The following is a 19,535-nucleotide window of genomic DNA, read 5'->3' as shown; positions in this document are numbered from 1 at the left end:
CTGGTTGAAGAGTGCAGCCAGAGGGCGATGAGCTGGAAATATTGTTTCAGGAAGTTAACGCCCCATTAAGCAAGCATCCGCCCCCAGGCGCCGGTGTTGCGGAATGCTGCCCATGGGACGCTTTCTTCAGCTGAAATACATGCGCCACAACCGCTTGCCGGAATATGCCATCACGGCCAGAAAGATCCCCATCGTGGCCGCCAGCGCAACACCCCCGCCCACCCCCAGGGCCGCCAGAAGGTCCCGCCCCGGAATCACCAGCCCGTGGAAGACATAGATCGGCAGCGCCAGCCCCCCGATCACCAGCAGCACCTGCAAGGGCAGGCGCAGGGCGGCGGACAGGCTGTCCCAGGACAGAAGCAGCCTCAGGAACAGGCCGATGCCGAAACCGGCGAAAGCGATATAGAAGACCAGCCCCGGCAGAGAGGTAAAGACCGCGCTGCCGCGGTTGTCGAAGACGTGGACGCCGTGGGCCTCGACCAGGCTCAGCGCGGCCAGGACCATGGCCAGACCGCCACCCAGCATCAGGCGGCGCGCCGCCTCGGCACTGTCGCGCTGCCGCGACATCCAGACGCCGACCGCCATGCCGGCCGCCGCGACCGCGCTCATCTTGAAGACGTTGTAGCCCGCCAGCAGCATCAGCCGCGGCCATTCCAGCACCGACTGGAACTGTTGCCACGGCAGCAGCAGGGGCGCGATCTGCCACAGGATCCACAGCACCGGCAGCCCCGCCAGCAGCCAGGGGATCGGCCGCGCCGGCCGGGCCAGGGGCGGCAGCCACCACCGCGCCGTGCCCAGCATCAGCGCATAGTATCCCAGCACGCCATAGAAGGCGTGCGCCACCTCCAGCCCCGTTACCGGCTGATCCCGCACGACCAGATTGGCCAGCCGGATGGTTGCCAGCAGCACCATTCCCAGCAAGACCAGCCGGAACGCGTTGTTCAGACGGCGCAGGACGGATTTCCGCTTTGCCGCGAAATCGGGCAGCATGAAATACCCGATGCCGACGCCGAAGACCGCGGCAAAGCCCGGCGTGCCCATCCGGTAGAGGAAGGACAGCGCGGTTTCGGCCTGCTGCGCCACGCCAAGGCGACCGAAAAAGCCCGGCCCCCAGTGGGACAGGATGACCGACAGCGCCATGATGGCGCGCATCATGGTGATCGACCAGCTGCGCCGCGCCGCATCGGGCAAGGCGGCCACGGCCGGGGATGGTCCGCCGTCGTCCAGCAGCACCGCGACGTCGCGCAGGCTGCGCCCCTCCATCGTGGCGCGCACGACGGCACGCGGCATGCCTGCGCCCTCCATCACCAGGCCGATCTGCACCGAGCTGAGCGAGTCCCCGCCCAGGTCGTAAAAGCTGGACTCTGCCGAGACATCGTCCGTCCCGACCACGCGCGCCCAGAGGTCCGCGACCCGCGCCTCGTGGGGCGACAGATCCGCAGCGGTCATGCCGCCGGCGCCCAGAACCAGCCCCTCGGCCGGGGCCGCGTCCCGTTTCCACAGTTCGGGCAGCAGGCGGCGCTGGACCTTGTCGGTGCCGGTCCGGGGCAGGTGGTCAAGGTGCAGGACCTTCAGCGCCGATCCGGCCCCCTGTCCGACCTGCACGCCGCGCCGCGACAGGCACAGGCGTGCGGCCTCCTCGATCAGCCTGCCTTGTTCTTTCTGGTGCGCCTCGATGCCCAAGAGCACGGCCTCGCCCCGCAGGGCGTCGGCGACAGGGGCAATGGCAAAGCCTTCTCCGGCCGCGGGCACCAGGCGGCGGATCTCGGCCTCGATCGCCTCGGCGCCCAACTTGACGCCCGCCACGTTGATCTGGTCGTCCAGGCGGCCCTGGTAATACAGGAACCCGTCCCGGATCTCTCCCCGGTCGCGGGTGACCAGCCAGCCCTGGTCGTCGGTCAGGGGGCGGATCTCTCCGCCCTCGGACAGAAGGCCAAGCGCCACATGGGGGCCGCGGATGGCGATGGCACCGTCCTCGGCGATGCGAATTTCGACGTCGCCTGCGGCCTGGCCGACCGAATCCAGCCGGTCCTCGGGCGTGGCGCCAAGATCCAGGAAGGTGCTGCGCGACGCCTCGGTCAGGCCGTAATGCTGGATGATCCGGGCGTTGGGAAACAGGCGGCGCATGGCCAGCTTGTCGGCGGCGGACATGTACTGGCTGCCGATCTCGATCCAGCGGACCCTGGCACCCTGCGGCCCGATCACCTCGGGATTGGCCAGCACCACACGCCACAGGCTGGGCACGGCCGAGATGGCGTTGATCTCTCCGGCCTGCAGCATGTCGCGGATCTGGGCGGGGTCGAAACGGTCGGGCAGGAAAAAGGCGCCCCCTGCGGCGGCCACGGCGCGGGCACGGCCCAGACCAAAGGAATAGGTGACAGGAACGCCGATATATTCGCGGATCTCGTCGGTGACGCCCATGGCACGGTTCAGCCGTTCGACCACGTCGGCCAGGTTGCGATGGCTGATCACGATGGCCTTGGGCCGCCCCTCGGTGCCGGAGCTGAAGGTGATCTGCGCCGGGGCATCCGAGAAACCGGGCCGGTACGCGATCCGCCCCCAGCCGCCGCCGGGCCGGGGGTCGCCGCCCGTCTCGACCGTCAACCCCAGCCCCGACATCGCCCCCGCATCGCGGGTGATGGCAAAGATCCGGCCCTCGGCCCAGCAGGCAAAGACCCGGTGCAGGAAATCCAGGCTATTTCTGGCAGGCAGGGTCAGGATGGGCGTCGTCAGCTGCATCTGCGCTCTTTCCAGGGGATCAAGGCTAATCATCTTGCAGCATCCCCTATCCGGGTCTCGGTTTTCTGACCGGCACAAGGTCAGGCAGATGCGGGCCTGCCGGATAGAAACCTGCTCTGCAACACAAGATGCATAAAAAATCCTGTTCAGTTCACGTCCAGTCAAGGCAAACATCGCAGATGCAAGCGCCCTGACCGAACGCGGTCGGGATCATCTGCTTGCGGGACAGGGGGGACGTTTGCAGCTTTATTACGCCACTTCCAAGAATGGAAACTTCGGCGATGACATGAACCTCTGGTTCTGGGATCATTTCCTTTCCGGATGGAGGGATCATTATCCGGACAGAACGCTGTTCGGCATCGGCTCGATCCTGGGAACACGCGTTCTTCAGGCATATGACCGGGTCCTGGTCTGCGGCAGCGGTTCGGGTTACAGCAGCCTTGGCCCCGTCGACCCGGATCGCGTCCGCATTTCCTGGGTCAGGGGGCCGCTGACGGCACGATTGCTGGGCCTTGACGACAGCATCGCCATCAGCGATCCGGCGTCCCTGCTGACGGTCATGCCGGAATTTGCCCAGCTGCCGCGCGGGGGAAACGGCACGATCTTCATTCCTCACCGTTCGACGGCACAGTTGCAGATCAACTGGGGCCGGATCGGGCAGATGTGCAACCTGCAGGTGGTGCTTCCCAACCAGGATGCAAAAGAGGTCATCAGGAAGATCATCGGCGCCGACCTGGTCGTGACCGAATCCATGCATGGTGCCATCATGGCGGACGCGTTCCGAATTCCCTGGGTGCCGATCAAGATCTCCAACCAGTTCAACGACCACAAGTGGAATGACTGGGCCATGGGCCTGGGCCTGACGATCGACGCGCCGGAATCCCTGGCCCTTCCCAAGAAGTTCTGGCGGCTGACGGGGACACTCCGGTCGCAGCTGCGGGCGGCCCGGGCCAGAAAGCCCGCGCCGCAGCCCGCGGTGGGGGGCCCTGCCGGCGCGAAGGCTGCGCGGATGCCTGAAACCGGCAGCTTCGACCTGGGCGAGGACGGGCGTCAGCGGGTCAAGAAACTGCTTGTTCTGGCGGCCCCCGTGATCGAACGCATCCTGGCGGCCGACATCCGTCGCGCCATGCGCCACCATGTCCACCTCAGCGCCGAGGGGCGGACCGAAGACCTGATCGCGCAGATGTCGGACCGGCTGCAGGCCACGAACGACGACCTGCATCAATCCCGGTGGCCGTGATCACGTGACCAACGATACCAGCGCCTTGGCAAGTTCCCGGGCGCTGTTGAACATCGTCGCGATCTGCATCAGGAAAAGGAACAGCAACGGATAGCTGTACTGGGGATGGCTCTCCATCGCCTCGACGATGCCCGACCGGGCCAGCACCCGGCCCAGAAGGGGAACCAGCGCAAGGCCGATGATCGCGCCGATGACGGCCCCGCCCACGATGTCCGTGGGATAGTGATAGATCAGGTAGACCCTGGCGAAGGCGATGACGACGAATGCGTGGAGGGCCATGACAAGGCCCGCCCACCTGTTGACCAACCAGAACCCGGCAACCAGCGTGGCGTAAAGCACGGCGTGATCGCTCGGGAAGGACGACCACCCGTCCAGTACCTTTGGATCGACCGAGATCGGCAGCTGCAGGTCGACGCTTTCGGCGTGCAGGGGGCGCGGCCTGTAAGGAAGAAGCATCGCCGCGGCCCGGCCGACGATGATCGACACGAAGGTGGCCACCAGCAGCGCAAGCAATCTGCTGCGGTTGCGCGTCCTGTCGCTGCCCGGCAGGTGCCACAGGAAAAAGAAGGCGATCCCGACAGGAGCGCCCTTTGTGATCGCGTTCGACGCAAGAAGAGAAACGAACCAGTCGAAGACGGATGATTTCCCGGCAAAGGGATTCAACCAATCCATCACGTAAGCATCGAACGGAACCATGTACCACCTCCAGAAACACTGGAGGTAACTGAAGTGTCACATGGCTGTTACAGTCAACCGCCGCATGGCTCGAAGAGCTGCCGCCGATCAGACGGTTGCTTCAGCGGGTCCATCGCTGTGCGGCCCGGGCTTCGATTTCGGCCACGGCCCGGAACTTGCCGACCCGCAGGGCGCGGCGCTGGTAATCGCGGATGAAGCGGCGCAGATCGGCATCCTCGTGCTGCTTTTCGCCGCGCATCCAGGCGCCCAGATATCCTTGGATCGTCGCCAGCCCCCCCAGCACGTAAGGCGGGTGCGCCATCCGGTAAAGTCCGGTCGCAATGAAATAGGCCGGGTCCGACCCCATGTAATACTGACCGAACCCGTGCCGCCTGCGGCCGGTGAAGACGCTTTTCTGGCTGGAACCCATGGGGCGCAGGTGTTCGAAGCGCAGGTCGTCGTCGTTCCAGCTGACCACGATCCAGCCCATCTGGCGCGCCTTGTGGCAGTCGATGGCATCCCACATGACCTCTCGGACGAAGCCGCCGATCTGTTCGAAGCAGGTGCGGCGATAAAATTTGGTCATGCCCACCGACATCTCGTCGCCGCATTTTTCGGAAATCCACGCACCGGACGCCGAGCGGAACCAGGGCTTGCCCGAACAGCTGCCGATGCGGGGGTTTTCCTCCATCCGCGACATCAGGATCTCGAAGTAGCGGGGTGGCAGGTCCAGATCGAGGTCGAGCTTGCACAGGTAGGGATAGTCCGACATCCGCACCTGATCCAGGCCGTGATAGAAGGCCTCGATCACGCCGGGTCCAACCGCGCGGTGCCCCCGGTCGGGCTTGGTGACCACCTGGATAAAAGGGAAGCGCGCCGCATATTCGGCCAGGATCTGCGGCGTCTCGTCGGTGGAGCCGTCATCGACGATCACCCACCTGGCCGGAGGAACGCTCTGCCCCGTGACGCTGTCCAGGGTGCGGCGCATGTAGTCGGCTTCGTTCCGGCAGGGCGAGACGAGAAGATAGGCACGAGAAGGATCGGAGGCGGGTGTCATCGGCACATCGTAGGGTCAGGAAGGTCGCGGCGATCCTGCGCGCTGTGGCTCCGAATCACAAGTTCCCGGATATGGGGAAGGCACATTTAAGAAGGATCGGAGCCAAGCAATCTTATTCAATTTTGATGAAGATTTGGATATTTCCACCTTAAGCATTAATCAGCTTATTCATATTCTCTTTAAGGTTGAATTAGGCATGGTAATTTATCTTTTAGAAGCAGACATTTGTTTCTTTTAAGCAGTGTTCAAGCGACAAGGCTTGTTGCACTGCCGCGAAAAAGTTAAGATTGTATTGATCGTCGGCGCTGGCCGATAACGAGTAAAAGGTGTGAACATGAATACGATCAAAGCCCTTCTTGCCGGCGCTGCTCTGATGGCTTCCGCCGCAGGCGCGAACGCCGCGACCTATTATGCAAACAACGTCGTCGACGCAGTGGCTGGCGTCTGCGAAGGCACGGCTTCCGGCTGCGCCGCGAACGACCGCAAAAACACCGCCAACGCAGTCGACGGCGACTCGAACACGTTCTATTCGCTCGGCTTCGGCGGATCGATCGTCGTCAGCTTCGCCAAGCCGCTGTTCGACATTGCGCAAAAGGTCGCAACGTTCGAGCTGACCTTCAACCGTGATGGCGATCACGATGAAGCGGCACGGGTCTACTCCGTCCTGGACGGTGTCGAAACCGACCTTGGCGTGGTGACCAACGCAGCGATCAAGAGCACGGTGACGGCCTATTCGCCGTTCGAATTCATCAAGCTGGTCGACGTGACCAAGACCGTGTTCCCGTCGTCCACCAGCTATGACGGCTTCGACGTCGCGCAGATCAGCGTCGCCGCTGTTCCGCTGCCGGCTGCCGGCCTGATGCTGATGGGTGGCCTGGGCGGTCTGGCCGCGCTGCGCCGCCGCAAGAAAGCCGCCTGATCCTTTTGCGGCATCTGACAGGAAAGCCCGCCCCTCGGCGGGCTTTTCTTGTTTCATCCCGCAAAACGGGAACAGCAAAATTTGACGAAAGATCCGTCCATGCCCTGTCAACAGGCGGCAGCGGATAAGATAAGGTTCATGTTGACGGGTTTCGGCTGGCCGCGCAGGCAGCCTTGTAAAAGGTAACGATCAGATGGCCTCCAGCGAAGACGGTTCTCTCTTTCGCGATCACGTGTCGATCAACGGCTTTGGCCTGTTCTGGCTGGCTGTCGCCACGATTGCCGCGGGTTGGTTCTTCATCGACGGGCTGGATGCACTGCTTCTGGCCTGGCAGACGCCGGAATACAGCCACGGGCCGCTGATCCCGATCCTGTCTGCCATGATGTTCCTGCGCGAGCTCAAGCAATATCCGCCTCAGCAGGGACAGGTCGCCGATCGCTGGCCGGGCGTGCTGGTCATCGGGCTGGCCTTCATGATCGGCGCCCTGGGCAAGCTGGCGCGGGTGGACGATCTTGTGGCCTATGCCACGATCATCTGGGTCGCCGGCATCATCTTCGTGTCCTTCGGCTGGTCGCGGGGCAAGAACTTCTGGCCCTCGATCCTGCACCTTGTGTACATGCTGCCGCTGCCCGCGACGCTGTATTACAAGGTCTCGATCTGGCTGCAGATGGTGTCGTCCGAAATCGGCGTCGGCCTTCTCAAGATGCTGGCGGTGCCGGTCTTCCTGGAAGGCAACATCATCGACCTGGGCGTCATGCGCCTGCACGTGGCCGAGGCCTGTTCGGGCCTGCGCTACCTGTTCCCGATCATGTCGTTTTCCTACATCTTCGCCGTGCTCTACCGCGGGCCGAAATGGCACAAGGCGGTGCTGCTGCTGGCCGCGGTGCCGATCACCGTTTTGATGAATTCCGTCCGGATCGCCGTGGCCGGGATCATCGCGAACTATTACGGGATCGAGTGGCTGGAGGGGTTCACCCACTTCTTCGAAGGCTGGGTGGTCTTCATCATCTGCATCCTGCTGCTGTTCGGCCTGGCGCGGCTGATGCTGCTGTTCCATCCCGGCAGGCCCACGCTGGCCGATGCGCTGGACCTGGACACCTCTGGGATGGCGGCGCAACTGGGACGGCTGCGCATGGTCCAACCGTCGACCGCGATGATCGCCGCGGCGGTGATGGGGCTGGGCGCGCTGGCCGCCTGGCAGGTGGCGGCCCCCGATCGGGATGTCATCGTCCAGCGGACCAGCTTTGCCATCTTCCCCCGCGAACTGGGGGCTTGGCAGCAGAGAGGCCCCGAGGAACGCCTGACCGTCGATGTCGAAAAGAGGCTGGGTGCCGACGATTACCGCCAGGCCACCTTCACCCGCAACGACGAAACGCCCGCGGTCGGCTTCTTCAGCGCATTCTACAACGACCAGACCCAGGGCGGGATCCATTCGCCCGAGATCTGCCTGCCCTCCTCGGGCTGGGAGATGGCCAAGCTGGACCGGATCGATGTCGCGCGGCAACTGGGGGTCGAAGGGGACTTTCCGCTGAACCGGGCCATCATCCAGAAGGGCGAGACCCGCATGATGGTCTATTACTGGTTCCAGCAAGGCGAACGCCAGGTGGCCTGGGACCTTGCGGCCAAGTTCAACCTGCTGCTGGACGGGATCCGTCGCGGGCAGACCGACGGCGGCATCGTCCGACTGACGACGCTGATGTCGAAAGGCGAATCCGAGGAAGCCGCCGAGGCGCGCCTGCTGGACATGACCCGGGAAGTCGTTGCCGTGCTGCCGCGCTTCATTCCCGAAAGCTGACGGCGGGGCGGCTTAGCTGCCCCGGCGATCCTGCAGAAGGCGGCGATACAGGGCAACGATCTTTGCGGCCTTTGCGTCCCAGGTATAATCCGCCAGCGCCTGACTGCGCGCTGCGCGGGCCTTGCCGGGCAGGCCCGAAGGATCGGCGACCAGCGCCCCAAGCGCAGCACGGAAACGCGACACGATCTGCGGCCGCTCGCCCAAGGCGATCGGATAGCCGGTTTCGTCGGACACCAGCTCTCCTGGGCCGGCATAGTCGACGACCATCGGCACCACCCCAAGCGCCATCGCCTCGAGCACGACGCCGCCGCCGAATTCCCGGATCGAGGGGAAGGTCAGCAGGTTCGACCGGACCATCACCTCCTGCACCTTTTCGTGGGACAGGTTGCCGTGGAAGGTGATCCCGCCCTGGGCACCCAGCCTGGCCGCCTGCTCGCGCAGCGCCGTCATCATCGGCCCGTCACCGATCACGTCCAGCACCAGCTGCCCGGCCGCGATCAGCGGCGCCGCCGCCTCGATCAGCATGTCGGGCCCCTTGTAGGGCACCAGCCGCCCGACGAAGCAGGCCCGCAGCGGCAGGGTCAGGTCCTGGTCCGCCACCAGGTTGAAGCGCGCCGGGTCGATCGCGTTTTCGGGCAGCCAGACAACCCTGTCCTGATGGGCTTGGGGAATCTCGCTGGCGGTGTGGCGCGACCCGGCCAGGATCAGCGCCGTGGACCGCAGCGACCTGCCCCGCAACGGGTTCAGCTTGTAGACACCGCGCACATAGGACAGCCATTCGCGTTCCTGCCGGCGTTCCGCATCGAAGCCCTTGGGCCAGGGTACGCCGCCATTCAGAGGCCCCAGCACGAAAGGCACCCCCGCCGCCGCGATCTTGCCCGCGATGGGCGAGACGACGGTCGGCGACAAAGGCGTGATGCGATGGACCAGGTCGAAGCGCCTTGCCCGGATGTCGGCGCCGAAGTGCTGCCAGACCAGTCGTTCGAAATAGGGATAGCTCAGCGCCGAGATGGCCGTGGTCATCGTCCAGCCCTTGCCCTTGCCCATGCGCAGGATGCTGGCCAGGCGGTACATGGGCGCGGCGATGGCTTCGCTGTCGAGGGCGGTGAAATCCCGCCCCTCGACCAGCCCGGCGCGCAGGAAGGCCTCGCGGTTGCGCTGCTGGGTGACGATATGCACATCGGCATGCCGGCGCAGCGCCGAGGCCAGCGACCAGCCGACCAGAGGGACCGATACCCATTCGGGATTGGCCGCCTCGGCGATCAGCAGGACGGTGGGTCCAAGAGGCGGTGTCATGGCCGGTCGCATTCGTGCAACGCCAGCGCCAGCGCATCCGCGCTGCGGCGTGAACTGAAATTCCGCAGGATCTTCTGGCGCGCCGCCTGACCCATGCGGCGGCGCAGCGCGGCGTCCTCGATCACCTGGGCCATCGCGCGGGCCAGGGCCTGCGGGTCGTTCGGCGGGATCAGCATTCCGTCCGCGCCCTGGGTGATCAGTTCGGCCACCCCACCCGCATCGGTGCCGATCACCGGCAATTCGCAGGCCATTGCCTCCATATAGGCCACGCCCAGGGGCTCGTGGCGGCTGGCCAGCACGAAACCGTCCGCCGATTGCAGTTCCTGCCGGACATCGTCCTGGGTGACCGAGCCCAGAAGCTGCACCAGATCGCCCGCGTCTTCCTCTGCGATCAGGCGGTCCAGGTCGCGGTGGTAACCGGAGCCACCCTTTTCATCCTCGCCCGCGATGCGGATGCAAAAGGACAGATCAGACCGGTCGCGGCGCAGGATCGTGGCGGCGCGGATCAGCGTGTCGTGGCCCTTGACCCAGTTCAGCCGGGCGCAGCAGAACCAGGTAAAGGGATCGGGATCGTCGGGGCGCGGCCTGTCGGGTGGCGCGAACATGTCGGTGTTCACGCCCATCGGTACGACGCGGACCTTGTCCATCATCTGCGGCAGAACCTCGGCGACCTCTTGGCGCAAGATCTTGGTGATAACGAAGACGAAGCTGGCGCCTTTCCATTTCAGCGGCTGTTCCGGACCATAGTCCACCAGCCGCCCGTGCAGCACCAGGCTGTAGGGAATGCCCGACAGCCGATGGCACAGCGCGGCGATCAGCGCGAAGTTGGCGCAGGAATGGACATGCAAGTGGGTCAGCCTGCGCGCCTTGCAGATCCGCGCCAGTTCCAGCGCCATCAGGACAAAGCCCCAGGACCGCGGCTGACGCAAGATGCGGCGGAGGTCGGGGTCGGCCATCAACCGGGGCAGCGCGGCGGCCAGGGCCGGGGTCAGCGCCACCATGCGCGCAGGCGGCATCGGATGCAGCTGGATGGCATTGGCCTGGGCCACCCAGTCATGCATGACCGGCCGTGGCGCCAGCCGGGTCGAGATGATCTGCGCCCCGATCCCGTGATGGGTATGCAGGGCCTCGATCTCGCGCCAGAAGAAGGAATGGGTCTGCCCCGGGAACTCGGGGATCAGCACGGCGATTTTCCGGGTTTCGGTCATGGCTTTTCCCTTGTTTCGCGAAACAGGGCGGCAAGCCGCGCGGCTTCGGTAGCGATGTCGAATTCGGCCCGCACCTTCCGGCGGCCCGCGGCGCCCATGCGGGCGGCCTGGTCGGGATCGGCCAGGATCGCGCAGACGGCGTCGGCCAGCGCCGCCCCGTCGCCGGGGGGCACGATGCGGCCTGAAACGCCGTCCTCGACCAGTTCAGGAATGCCCGTGATGCGCGTGGCCACGACCGCGCGGCCCGAGGCCATCGCCTCCATCAGCACGACGGGCACGCCCTCGGCAAACGATGGCAGCACGAACAGTGCCGCCAGCGACAAGGCCTCGGTGACCTCATCCTGGCTGCGATAGCCCAGGAAGCTGACGGCATCCTGCAGGTTCCGTGCGCGGACCTGCTCCTCCAGTCGGGTGCGGTCGGGTCCGTCGCCGATCAGGGTCAGGTGCGCGCCGGGGCAGCGGTTCCGGATCGCGGCCATGGCGTCGATCAGCAGGGGCACGCCCTTGGCCGCGGCCAGGCGGCCCACGAACAGCAGTCCCTGCCCCCGGGCCGGCGCTGCGTCATAGCGGTCGGGTTCGACCCCGCAATGGAGGATGTGCAGTTTGGACCACTGGGCGTGCGGACTGGCCAGCATCGCCTGCGACCGGCAGTAATGCGAGATGCAGGCCACGAACCGCGCCGCCCGGATCTTTTCGTCCAGCCGCCACAGCTTCGGGTCGGTGAAATCGGCGGGCCCGTGCAGGGTGAAGCTGAAGGGGATATGCGCCAGCCGCGCCGCCAGAAGCGCGACCGTGCAGCTGGCCTGGGCAAAGTGGTTGTGCAGATGCGTCACCTGCCGGTCCTGCAGGTACCGGGCCAGCACCGCCGCCTCGAGGAAGTAGAACAGCTGGTACAGCGCCGCCCGCCAGCCCGGACCGCGCATCCGCCACGCCTGCCGCAGCGTGGACAGATAGAGGCCGGGCCGCCGCAGCGCCCGGACCTGTGCCGCGATCATCTGGCCGGGACGTTTCGCGACGTCCAGCACGTTGAAGGTCGCCGCCGCCTCGGCCCGTTCGGCGGGGCCGCGATGGTGTTCGGAACCGGTGCGCCGGATCGAACATGTCAGGATGTCCAACCCCTGCGCCCGCAAGGCGGCCACCTCTCGCAGGATGAAGGTATGGGAAACTGCCGGATACTCTCCGACAAGATAGGCAATGCGCAAAAAGATCACCGCTCAAGACAAGGGTCAGCCACATTTAACCCGAAAAATCGGCCCGAGGCCATGACAACCGCCGCCATGTCCGTGATCAAAAAGAGGGTGCTTATCGACTGCGAATCTTGCTAGCTGTCACGCGCTGCCTTCCGGGGCCGCCGTCCTTTTCCGTCACGAGGTTCATTGTGCTGTCCTGGTCCCTGATCGTCCCCACCTACAACCGCCGCGAGGTCCTGCTGCGCGTCCTGCCGCTGGCCTTTGCCCAAACCGTCCCGCCCGAGCAGGTCGTGATCGCGGATTCCTCGCACGATTGGCAGGACACGCGCGAGGCCGTCCAGACCCTGGCGCGGGAATACCCCCATGTCCGGCTGGATTATCTGCACGCGACCGAACGATCCTCGGCCACGCAGCGCAACCTGGCCTGCCGGCACGCGACCGGCGACATCATCGTGATGATCGACGACGACAGCTTTCTCTATCCCGATTATGTGGAGCGGCTGCTGGAGGTCTATGACGCGGACACAAGCGGCCGGGTGGTCGGCGTGAACGGCGTCAACGTGCCGGTCATGCCCAATGCGCAGGCATCCGGATCCCAGGCATCGGAGGGTCTGATGCGCAAGGCCGCACCGTCGCAGCATGTCGGCAGCCTCAGCCAGCGCGTGATGCAATATGAATGGGGCCGCTGGATCAGCCGCAACATCCTGTTCCAGGGCATGCATGCGCTGTTTCTGAAATACGACGGCCCGCGCAACACGGTCATTCCCGAAGAAATACGGCACCTGGATCTGGCCGCGATGACCTTCATGTCGGGCCATGGTCTTAGCGTGAGGCGCAACGTGGCCCTGGCCGAGCCGCTGGACAGCTCGCTTCGCTTCTATGCCGCGGGCGAGGATCTGGACGCGTCCTATCGCTATGGCCGCCACGGCATCCTGATGCGCGCCAATCGCGCCAGGCTGCACCATTTCGAGATCGCGGGAGGGCGCATCAAGCGCAAGACCGCCATCACCTTCCAGCTGCTGAACATGCTGGTCTTCATCAAGCGCCATGCCGACGATCCGGCGCACTGGCTGCCGACCTATCGCCTGATGCTGTGGCGCAGGCTTCTGGGCGAGATGATCAAGGACGGCCTGTCGCGCCGGTGGGATTTCCCCCAGGCGGCCGGCGTCATCACGGCCATGCGTAGCTGGCGCCAGGTCTGGCGCACCCCCACCGGGGACCTGGACATCTGGTATCCCGATTTCCAGCGCAAGATCCTGGACGGGATCTGAAACTGCGCGGCTGTTTCTGTCAGTTGAGGCTTTGTTGCACAAAGTCTTAAGGGGGATTCAGCTGGCGAATCTGGCGTGGTAGCCGTGCTGCATGAGCAGACCCACGCCGCCGAGCTACAAGACCAAGAACTGGCCAGCGTATAACGAAGCCCTCAAGCAGCGCGGCTCTCTGACCATCTGGTTCGACCCGGACATGGCGTGGGTGCCGCCACCGACGGGCAAGCGAGGCCGGCAGCCGCAGTATAGCGATGCCGCGATCCAGACCTGTCTGACGATGAAGGTGCTCTTCGGCATGGCGCTCCGTCAGACGAGCGGCTTTGTCGAGAGCCTGCTGCGCCTGGCCGGCCTCGATTGGACGGTGCCGGATTTCAGCACGCTGAGCAGGCGCCAGAAGACCTTGGCGGTAGCCATTCCCTACCGGGGCTCGCAGGGGCCGCTGAACTTGCTGATCGACAGCACCGGCATCAAGGCGGAGGGCGAAGGCGAGTGGAATGCCCGCAAGCACGGTGGCGCAAAACGCCGCCTCTGGCGCAAGGTCCACATCGGCGTTGACGAACAGACGCTGGAAATCCGAGCCATCGAGGTTACCGGTAGCAGCGTAGGCGATGCGCCTATGCTGCCCGAGCTTCTTGACCAGATCCCCGCCGATGTGGAGATCGGCTCGGTCACTGCGGATGGCGCCTACGACACGCGCAAGTGCCACGACGCCGTCGCCGACCGAGGCGCCCATGCGATCATTCCGCCGCGCAAGAACGCCAAGACTTGGAAGCCATCAACGGCCGGTGCGATCGCCCGGAACGAAGCACTGCGCGCATCGAAATACCTCGGCCGCGCGATCTGGCGAAAGTGGAGCGGTTACCACCGCCGAAGCCGCGCCGAGACGAAGATGCATTGCGTGAAGCTGCTCGGGCAGAGCCTTATGGCACGCGACTTCGACTGCCAGGTCGCCGAACTCCAAATTCGCGCCGCCGTGCTTAACGGCTACACGGCGCTCGGCATACCTGTCACAGAGCTCGTGGGATAAGTCCGCCCGGGGAAAGGGGAAGTCCGGCCTTCAAGCTCTTTGCGCAACAAAGCTCTGACGAGCACCCGATGCTGAGGTGATACGATCAAATCTGCAGTGGGGGTGTTGTTGCCCAATGCACCCGCACGGATACGAATTGGGCGCAGGTTCGGATTCATCAGAAGGTCCAGCTTCGAAAGCTTGCATGAACGAATCCACCGCACCGGCTGAATGGCGTGGTCGCGGGTCAGGATCTCGTCACCTACCCTGACCTTTTCGATGGCCGTCAGACCTTTTTCGGTCGCAATCAAGGTTCCGCGTGCAAAGCATGGTGCTTCATACGGAGGCTCTGAGGAATCGTCCCCCGGAAAAGTAAAGGTATCTTCAGCTCCGTTCAGATAGGCAGTTCGGTCTGCATTGAACACGGCGTACTGCTCGGGCGTCATTGCAATATCGACATTGACCCGGTTGAGACTTGATCCGTTTATCAGGCGAAGGGTTCCTGTTTCTTCGCTATAGCTGCCGAAGCGGAGAGCACCGGTAGTATTGCCAGCAACCGGAATAACAACCTGGTCTCCTGGACCCATTTCGGCGACATTCAACGTCGACGTCGTCGCAACTCCAAGTGAGGGGCGGTTGAACGTGAATGTTCCGTCACCGCTGCCCGAAAAAGCAATTCTGGTGTTCCCAAGAAGATCGTTCAATCCCAGAAGATCGAGACTGCCGGAAGACAGGGTAATGCTGCTGTTCCCGTCAATCAGCAGGTTGGTTTCAGCCAGAGCGTTGAGATTCAGCAAACCGCCGCTCAGCTGAAGATCGGCCCCACCCGTCGCAACGATATTAGAAGTGCTCAACGCTCCCGCACCGATAAGGCTGCTCAGGTTGACTGAGCCGTCACCGAAAAAACAGTGGTGTCCGCGTTAAGTGCCCCAAGCGAGATAAGGTCGTTCCCACTGGGTGAAGAAGTGCTGTCAACAAAAACAACATCATCTGCAGCAAGTGCCACGTCGAGAAGTGCCATTCTGAACTCCTGAACAGACGTTTTGAAGAATGATCGCAAGTCAATCGTGTAAAGCTTAGATAAAACCACGCAGGCAAACAACCATAACGTGTCCCGCTTCTTCTTTTGTTAAGCAATGCTGCAGAAGACAGCTTGAGGAGACGCGCGGTGGCTTCGGCGGGAAAGCGACCTCGCATGACAAGGCCCGAAGCTGTGCTCGGCCCGCGGGAAGCCCTGCAATGGCGCCACAAGCCAACGCGGGTCGGCGCTGATCCGGCTGGACAAGGGCAGGTCGCCGATCGACCGGAACCAGCGTCCTGGCCGCCCCCGGTTCTCCGACGCGGCGATCCGGTTCAGCCTGATGGCGAAGGTGCTCTGCGGCCTGTCGATTTGATAAGGCACGGGCACGGCGTCAGCATCCCTCGCGATGGCGGAACTGGACGGGTCAATGCCGGCTTCTTCGCCCGGAGCCGAAGGCCGGGGGGTCCTCGCACTCGGGACAGCCTTCGCGCCCCGGGATCCCGGGGCCTGCCGGTCGACAACGAGGCGCAGGCGCCACTGGTCCGAACTTCGGGTCGAACGGGATCGAGACCATGCCCGCAACGACATCTTTCGAACGATCAGGCGCTTCGGTCGGACCGCTGGAAGCACTGGTCGGCTATCCTCCTGCGACATCGGATCGAGGCAAGCGGCCGAAGTCCCCGTTCGCATCCGGCTTCAACGCGCTCGGCGCCGCCGAGACCTTTGCATCCGCAAAGCGGCACCCGAAGGTGAAGCCAGGTGCCGCAATGGCGCCAACCTGCCCCTTTGAGTGTTCCGGTTTTGATCCTGGTGCAGGATTTTTCGAGCCCGCCGAAGTTCTCGCGCCACCGAGGCGTCCGAGAACCACGCCCTCACCCGCAGGCAGGCTTGAGCTTCGTCGGCTGTTGGGCTCCATGCCGCTGCGTGGGCCTCGGGTCGGGGGATGCAAGACCGAATTTGGTCTGGTCGCCGCTGCCTCATGTGCCTAGAAGGCGAGTGACGGCCGAAAACCAACCCGGAGAATTTGACTTGCGTGTTCTAACCGTCTTTGGAACCCGACCGGAAGCCATCAAGATGGCGCCGCTGGTGGCGGCCCTTGCCCGCGATCCAAGGTTCGAAAGCGCCGTCTGCATCACCGCGCAGCACCGCGAGATGCTGGATCAGGTCATCAGGCTGTTCGACATCACTCCCGATCACGATCTGGACGTCATGCGCCAGGGGCAGGACCTTTTCGGCGTGACCTCGGACATCCTTCTGGGCCTTCGCCAGGTGCTGGCGGATGTCCGGCCCGACATCGTGCTGGTCCATGGCGACACCGCCACGACCCTGGCCTCCACGCTGGCGGCCTATTTCTCGCGCATCCCGGTGGGCCATGTCGAGGCGGGCCTGCGCACCGGCAACCTTTATTCGCCCTGGCCGGAGGAGGGCAACCGGCGCGTCACCGGTTCTCTGGCCGCGCTGCATCTGGCACCGACACCGACATCGCGCGACAGCCTGCTGGCCGAAAACGTCCCCGCGGACCGGATCATCGTCACCGGCAACACGGTGATCGACGCGCTGCTGCAGGTGGTTGCCCGCATCGAGGCCGATCCGCAGCTCGAGCGGGACCTGGCGACCGGGTTCGACTTCCTGCACCCCGACCGCCGCGTCATCCTGATCACCGGCCACCGGCGCGAAAGCTTCGGCGGAGGGTTCGAGCGCATCTGCCTGGCGCTGCAGCAGATAGCCGCGCGGTTCCCCGACGCCCAGATCGTGTACCCGATGCACCTGAACCCCAATGTCCGCGAGCCGGTCCAGCGGCTCTTGCGCGATGCGCCCAACATCCACCTGATCGAGCCGCTGGACTACCTGCCCTTCGTGTGGCTCATGAAGCGCTCGCACCTGATCCTGACGGACTCGGGCGGGATCCAGGAAGAGGCTCCGTCGCTTGGCAAGCCGGTGCTGGTGATGCGCGACACCACCGAACGTCCCGAAGCCGTCGAGGCGGGGACCGTGCGGCTTGTCGGCACCGACACCGACGTCGTCGTGGCCGAGGTGACGCGCCTCATGACCGATCCCGCAGCCTATGACGCCATGGCATTCGCCCATAACCCCTATGGCGACGGCCATGCGGTGGATCGCATCCTGGATGCCCTGATCAACTTCGAGGACAAGAAATGAGCGCTGGATTTGACCGGATCTGCATGGTCGGCCTTGGCTATATCGGCCTGCCGACGGCCGTCGTGTTCGCCCTGCGGGGCGTGAATGTCATTGGCCTCGACATCAACGAACGGGCCGTCGCCACGATCAACCGGGGCGAGACCCACATCGTCGAGCCGGGCCTGGAGGACGCGCTGCGCCGGACCGTCCAGGCCGGCCATCTGCGCGCCACGACGACCCCCGAACCCGCGGATGCCTTCCTGATCGCCGTCCCCACGCCCTTCTGCGAGAGCGGCGAGGGACGCGACCCGGACCTGTCCTACGTCGAAGCCGCGACCCGCGCGATCGCGCCGGTCCTGAAGCGGGGCGATCTGGTGATCCTGGAATCGACCAGCCCCGTGGGCGCGACCGAACAGATGGCCGCCTGGCTGGCCGAGGCGCGTCCCGACCTGACCTTCCCCCAGACCGCCGGCGAGGCGTCCGACATCCGCATCGCGCATTGCCCCGAGCGGATTCTGCCCGGGCATGCCCTGACCGAGCTGGTCACGAACGACCGCATCATCGGCGGCATGACCGAGGCCTGCGCCACGCGGGCGCGCAAGCTCTACAAGCTGGCGGTCGAGGGCGACTGCATCGAGACGGACTGCCGCACCGCCGAAATGGCGAAGCTGACCGAGAACAGCTTCCGCGACGTGAACATCGCCTTTGCCAACGAACTGTCGCTGATCTGCGACAAGCTGGACATCAACGTCTGGGAACTGATCCGCCTGGCGAACCGTCATCCGCGCGTCAACATCCTGCAGCCGGGTCCGGGTGTCGGCGGCCATTGCATCGCGGTCGACCCCTGGTTCATCGTCAGTCAGGCCCCCGCCGAAGCCCGGATCATCCGCGCCGCCCGCGAGATCAACGACGGCAAGCCCGAATGGGTGCTGGCAAAGGTGCACCAGGCCGTGGCCGAGCACGCGGCGGAAACCGGCGAGGCCGCGCGCATCGCCTGCTTCGGCCTGGCCTTCAAGCCCAACATCGACGATCTTCGCGAAAGCCCGTCCCTGGGCATCGCCACCCGTCTGGCCGAGGCCTATCCCGGCCGGGTCGACATCGTCGAACCCTTCATCGACGAGCTGCCTGGCGCGTTCGACAACCGCGCAAAACTGGTCCGCCCGACCGAGGCCGTCTGCGCCTGCAAGGTGATCGTGCTGCTGGTCGACCACGACGACTTCAAGGCCATGCCCGCCCCGGCCGACGCGCGGGTGATCGACACGCGCGGCATCTGGCCCCGCCCCGAATCCCTCACCCCCATCGCCGCCCAATAGCGCCGACTACGACCACCCCCTTCCCCAACCAAAAATGGAAGCGGGGGCACGACTCGATCGTCCCGCAGCAGTAACGCATCCGGCCAAGGCCCTGCCACGAATGGCTCTGCATTGGTCCCCAGGTCCAGATGATGAGTGAGCACAGGCACGTGCGTTCAAAAATGCCACAGTCCATCAAAACACTGAGGCGCGAGCCCAAATCTGTCAGGGCAGCGGAGCGCCAGAGCCGTGCCCGGTCACGCAAGTGATCCAGGCTCAGCCGCGCGACCTGATGTAGACGACGGCTGAACCCCACATTGCTTGGCTGACGCGCTGCTGCGAAGTCCTTTTCATCGGCTGATGAGGAGCGCGTTTCGCAATGTGTGCCAAGACTTCGTTTCTCACCTCCCTGGGCGTCGAGATCTATGCGACGGGGCATCGCCGGTGCCGACTGAGGTGAAGGCTCTTGTGGTTGCCGATATGCTTGAACCGGGCGCTACGGTGGATGCTGTGGCGGAGCGGTGTGATGTGCAGCCGAACCAGTTGTCGGCGTGGCGGCGGTTGGCGAAGCAGGGCAAGTTGGTGCTGCCACCCGCATCGACCGACGGGCCGGTTTTTGCCCCGCTGGTGGTCTGCGACCCGGCGTCACCGCCACCCTCCCGCCACGGGGCGCCATCTGGATCGTGATCG

General features: G+C 64.7%; 16 protein-coding genes. 8 read left to right on the top strand and 8 right to left on the bottom strand.

Annotated elements, in window-relative coordinates; all coding sequences use genetic code 11:
* Positions 1-126: 126 nt before the first annotated feature.
* Complete coding sequence (locus OC159_RS10770; protein ID WP_265501157.1) at positions 127-2,739, bottom strand: AMP-binding protein; 2,613 nt, start codon at positions 2,737-2,739, stop codon at positions 127-129.
* Between the two features lie 286 nt (positions 2,740-3,025).
* On the opposite strand from OC159_RS10770, the gene OC159_RS10765 reads away from it, so the two are divergent.
* On the top strand, positions 3,026-3,979 hold the full coding sequence (locus OC159_RS10765) for a polysaccharide pyruvyl transferase family protein (protein ID WP_265501156.1): 954 nt from the start codon (positions 3,026-3,028) through the stop codon (positions 3,977-3,979).
* On the opposite strand, the gene OC159_RS10760 is transcribed toward OC159_RS10765, so the two are convergent.
* Together OC159_RS10760 and OC159_RS10755 are read right to left on the bottom strand one after the other, a co-directional pair.
* A complete protein-coding gene (locus OC159_RS10760) occupies positions 3,980-4,651 on the bottom strand; it encodes a phosphatase PAP2 family protein (protein WP_265501155.1) in 672 nt (223 codons plus the stop codon).
* Positions 4,652-4,775: 124 nt separating this feature from the next.
* Positions 4,776-5,711: a glycosyltransferase gene (locus tag OC159_RS10755; protein ID WP_265501154.1), complete on the bottom strand. Its 936-nt coding sequence runs from the start codon at positions 5,709-5,711 to the stop codon at positions 4,776-4,778.
* A 334-nt stretch (positions 5,712-6,045) separates the two neighbouring features.
* Here OC159_RS10755 and OC159_RS10750 point away from each other — a divergent pair, with 334 nt between their 5' ends.
* Complete coding sequence (locus OC159_RS10750; RefSeq protein WP_265501153.1) at positions 6,046-6,630, top strand: VPLPA-CTERM sorting domain-containing protein; 585 nt, start codon at positions 6,046-6,048, stop codon at positions 6,628-6,630.
* Between the two features lie 193 nt (positions 6,631-6,823).
* Positions 6,824-8,425, top strand: coding sequence for a VPLPA-CTERM-specific exosortase XrtD (gene xrtD / locus OC159_RS10745; protein WP_265501152.1), 1,602 nt, complete (start codon positions 6,824-6,826; stop codon positions 8,423-8,425).
* Between the two features lie 12 nt (positions 8,426-8,437).
* On the opposite strand, the gene OC159_RS10740 is transcribed toward xrtD, so the two are convergent.
* The 3 genes from OC159_RS10740 to OC159_RS10730 are packed head-to-tail and all read right to left on the bottom strand — an operon-like array spanning position 8,438 to position 12,140.
* Complete coding sequence (locus tag OC159_RS10740) at positions 8,438-9,721, bottom strand: glycosyltransferase (protein ID WP_265501151.1); 1,284 nt, start codon at positions 9,719-9,721, stop codon at positions 8,438-8,440.
* Positions 9,718-10,929: an exopolysaccharide biosynthesis GT4 family glycosyltransferase EpsE gene (gene epsE / locus OC159_RS10735; RefSeq protein WP_265501150.1), complete on the bottom strand. Its 1,212-nt coding sequence runs from the start codon at positions 10,927-10,929 to the stop codon at positions 9,718-9,720. Before epsE ends, OC159_RS10740 begins: the two co-directional genes overlap by 4 nt.
* Complete coding sequence (locus OC159_RS10730; protein ID WP_265501149.1) at positions 10,926-12,140, bottom strand: glycosyltransferase family 4 protein; 1,215 nt, start codon at positions 12,138-12,140, stop codon at positions 10,926-10,928. The genes epsE and OC159_RS10730 overlap by 4 nt, the downstream gene beginning before the upstream one ends.
* 167 nt (positions 12,141-12,307) lie before the next feature.
* Here OC159_RS10730 and OC159_RS10725 point away from each other — a divergent pair, with 167 nt between their 5' ends.
* A complete protein-coding gene (locus OC159_RS10725; protein WP_265501148.1) occupies positions 12,308-13,390 on the top strand; it encodes a glycosyltransferase family 2 protein in 1,083 nt (360 codons plus the stop codon).
* 91 nt (positions 13,391-13,481) lie between these two features.
* Entirely contained in the window at positions 13,482-14,414 is a 933-nt protein-coding gene (locus tag OC159_RS10720) for an IS5 family transposase (protein WP_265501147.1), read from the top strand.
* Here the strand turns inward: OC159_RS10720 and OC159_RS10715 are convergent.
* Positions 14,372-15,247 (bottom strand): Hint domain-containing protein, encoded by an 876-nt coding sequence (locus OC159_RS10715; protein WP_265501146.1) that lies wholly within the window; start codon positions 15,245-15,247, stop codon positions 14,372-14,374. The genes OC159_RS10720 and OC159_RS10715 overlap by 43 nt on opposite strands.
* 23 nt (positions 15,248-15,270) lie before the next feature.
* Entirely contained in the window at positions 15,271-15,414 is a 144-nt protein-coding gene (locus OC159_RS10710; RefSeq protein WP_265501145.1) for a hypothetical protein, read from the bottom strand.
* 924 nt (positions 15,415-16,338) lie between these two features.
* Here OC159_RS10710 and wecB point away from each other — a divergent pair.
* The 3 genes from wecB (at position 16,339) to OC159_RS20175 (ending at position 19,532) form a co-directional block, all read left to right on the top strand.
* The gene (gene wecB / locus OC159_RS10705; RefSeq protein ID WP_407674092.1) at positions 16,339-17,574 is read left to right on the top strand and encodes a non-hydrolyzing UDP-N-acetylglucosamine 2-epimerase; all 1,236 of its coding nucleotides are present in this window, start codon (positions 16,339-16,341) and stop codon (positions 17,572-17,574) included.
* Entirely contained in the window at positions 17,571-18,866 is a 1,296-nt protein-coding gene (gene wecC / locus OC159_RS10700; protein ID WP_265501143.1) for a UDP-N-acetyl-D-mannosamine dehydrogenase, read from the top strand. The genes wecB and wecC overlap by 4 nt, the downstream gene beginning before the upstream one ends.
* 339 nt (positions 18,867-19,205) lie before the next feature.
* Positions 19,206-19,532: a transposase gene (locus tag OC159_RS20175; RefSeq protein ID WP_407674093.1), complete on the top strand. Its 327-nt coding sequence runs from the start codon at positions 19,206-19,208 to the stop codon at positions 19,530-19,532.
* Positions 19,533-19,535: the final 3 nt, after the last annotated feature.

It is taken from the genome of Paracoccus beibuensis, from assembly GCF_026162625.1.
GTDB classification, from domain to species: domain Bacteria; phylum Pseudomonadota; class Alphaproteobacteria; order Rhodobacterales; family Rhodobacteraceae; genus Paracoccus; species Paracoccus beibuensis.
Note: the sequence above shows the minus strand (reverse complement) of the source record. Positions and strands in the feature narration are given on the sequence as shown.

Bases quoted from the DNA above. Each gene is read 5' to 3' on its own strand.
- OC159_RS20175 (WP_407674093.1), top strand. From the start codon at position 19,206: ATGAGGAGCGCGTTTCGCAATGTGTGCCAAGACTTCGTTTCTCACCTC.
- wecC (WP_265501143.1), top strand. From the start codon at position 17,571: ATGAGCGCTGGATTTGACCGGATCTGCATGGTCGGCCTTGGCTATATC.
- OC159_RS10765 (WP_265501156.1), top strand. From the start codon at position 3,026: ATGAACCTCTGGTTCTGGGATCATTTCCTTTCCGGATGGAGGGATCAT.
- OC159_RS10750 (WP_265501153.1), top strand. From the start codon at position 6,046: ATGAATACGATCAAAGCCCTTCTTGCCGGCGCTGCTCTGATGGCTTCC.
- OC159_RS10770 (WP_265501157.1), bottom strand. From the start codon at position 2,739: ATGCAGCTGACGACGCCCATCCTGACCCTGCCTGCCAGAAATAGCCTG.
- OC159_RS10755 (WP_265501154.1), bottom strand. From the start codon at position 5,711: ATGACACCCGCCTCCGATCCTTCTCGTGCCTATCTTCTCGTCTCGCCC.
- OC159_RS10740 (WP_265501151.1), bottom strand. From the start codon at position 9,721: ATGACACCGCCTCTTGGACCCACCGTCCTGCTGATCGCCGAGGCGGCC.
- OC159_RS10710 (WP_265501145.1), bottom strand. From the start codon at position 15,414: ATGGCACTTCTCGACGTGGCACTTGCTGCAGATGATGTTGTTTTTGTT.
- OC159_RS10720 (WP_265501147.1), top strand. From the start codon at position 13,482: ATGAGCAGACCCACGCCGCCGAGCTACAAGACCAAGAACTGGCCAGCG.
- OC159_RS10760 (WP_265501155.1), bottom strand. From the start codon at position 4,651: ATGGATTGGTTGAATCCCTTTGCCGGGAAATCATCCGTCTTCGACTGG.
- epsE (WP_265501150.1), bottom strand. From the start codon at position 10,929: ATGACCGAAACCCGGAAAATCGCCGTGCTGATCCCCGAGTTCCCGGGG.
- xrtD (WP_265501152.1), top strand. From the start codon at position 6,824: ATGGCCTCCAGCGAAGACGGTTCTCTCTTTCGCGATCACGTGTCGATC.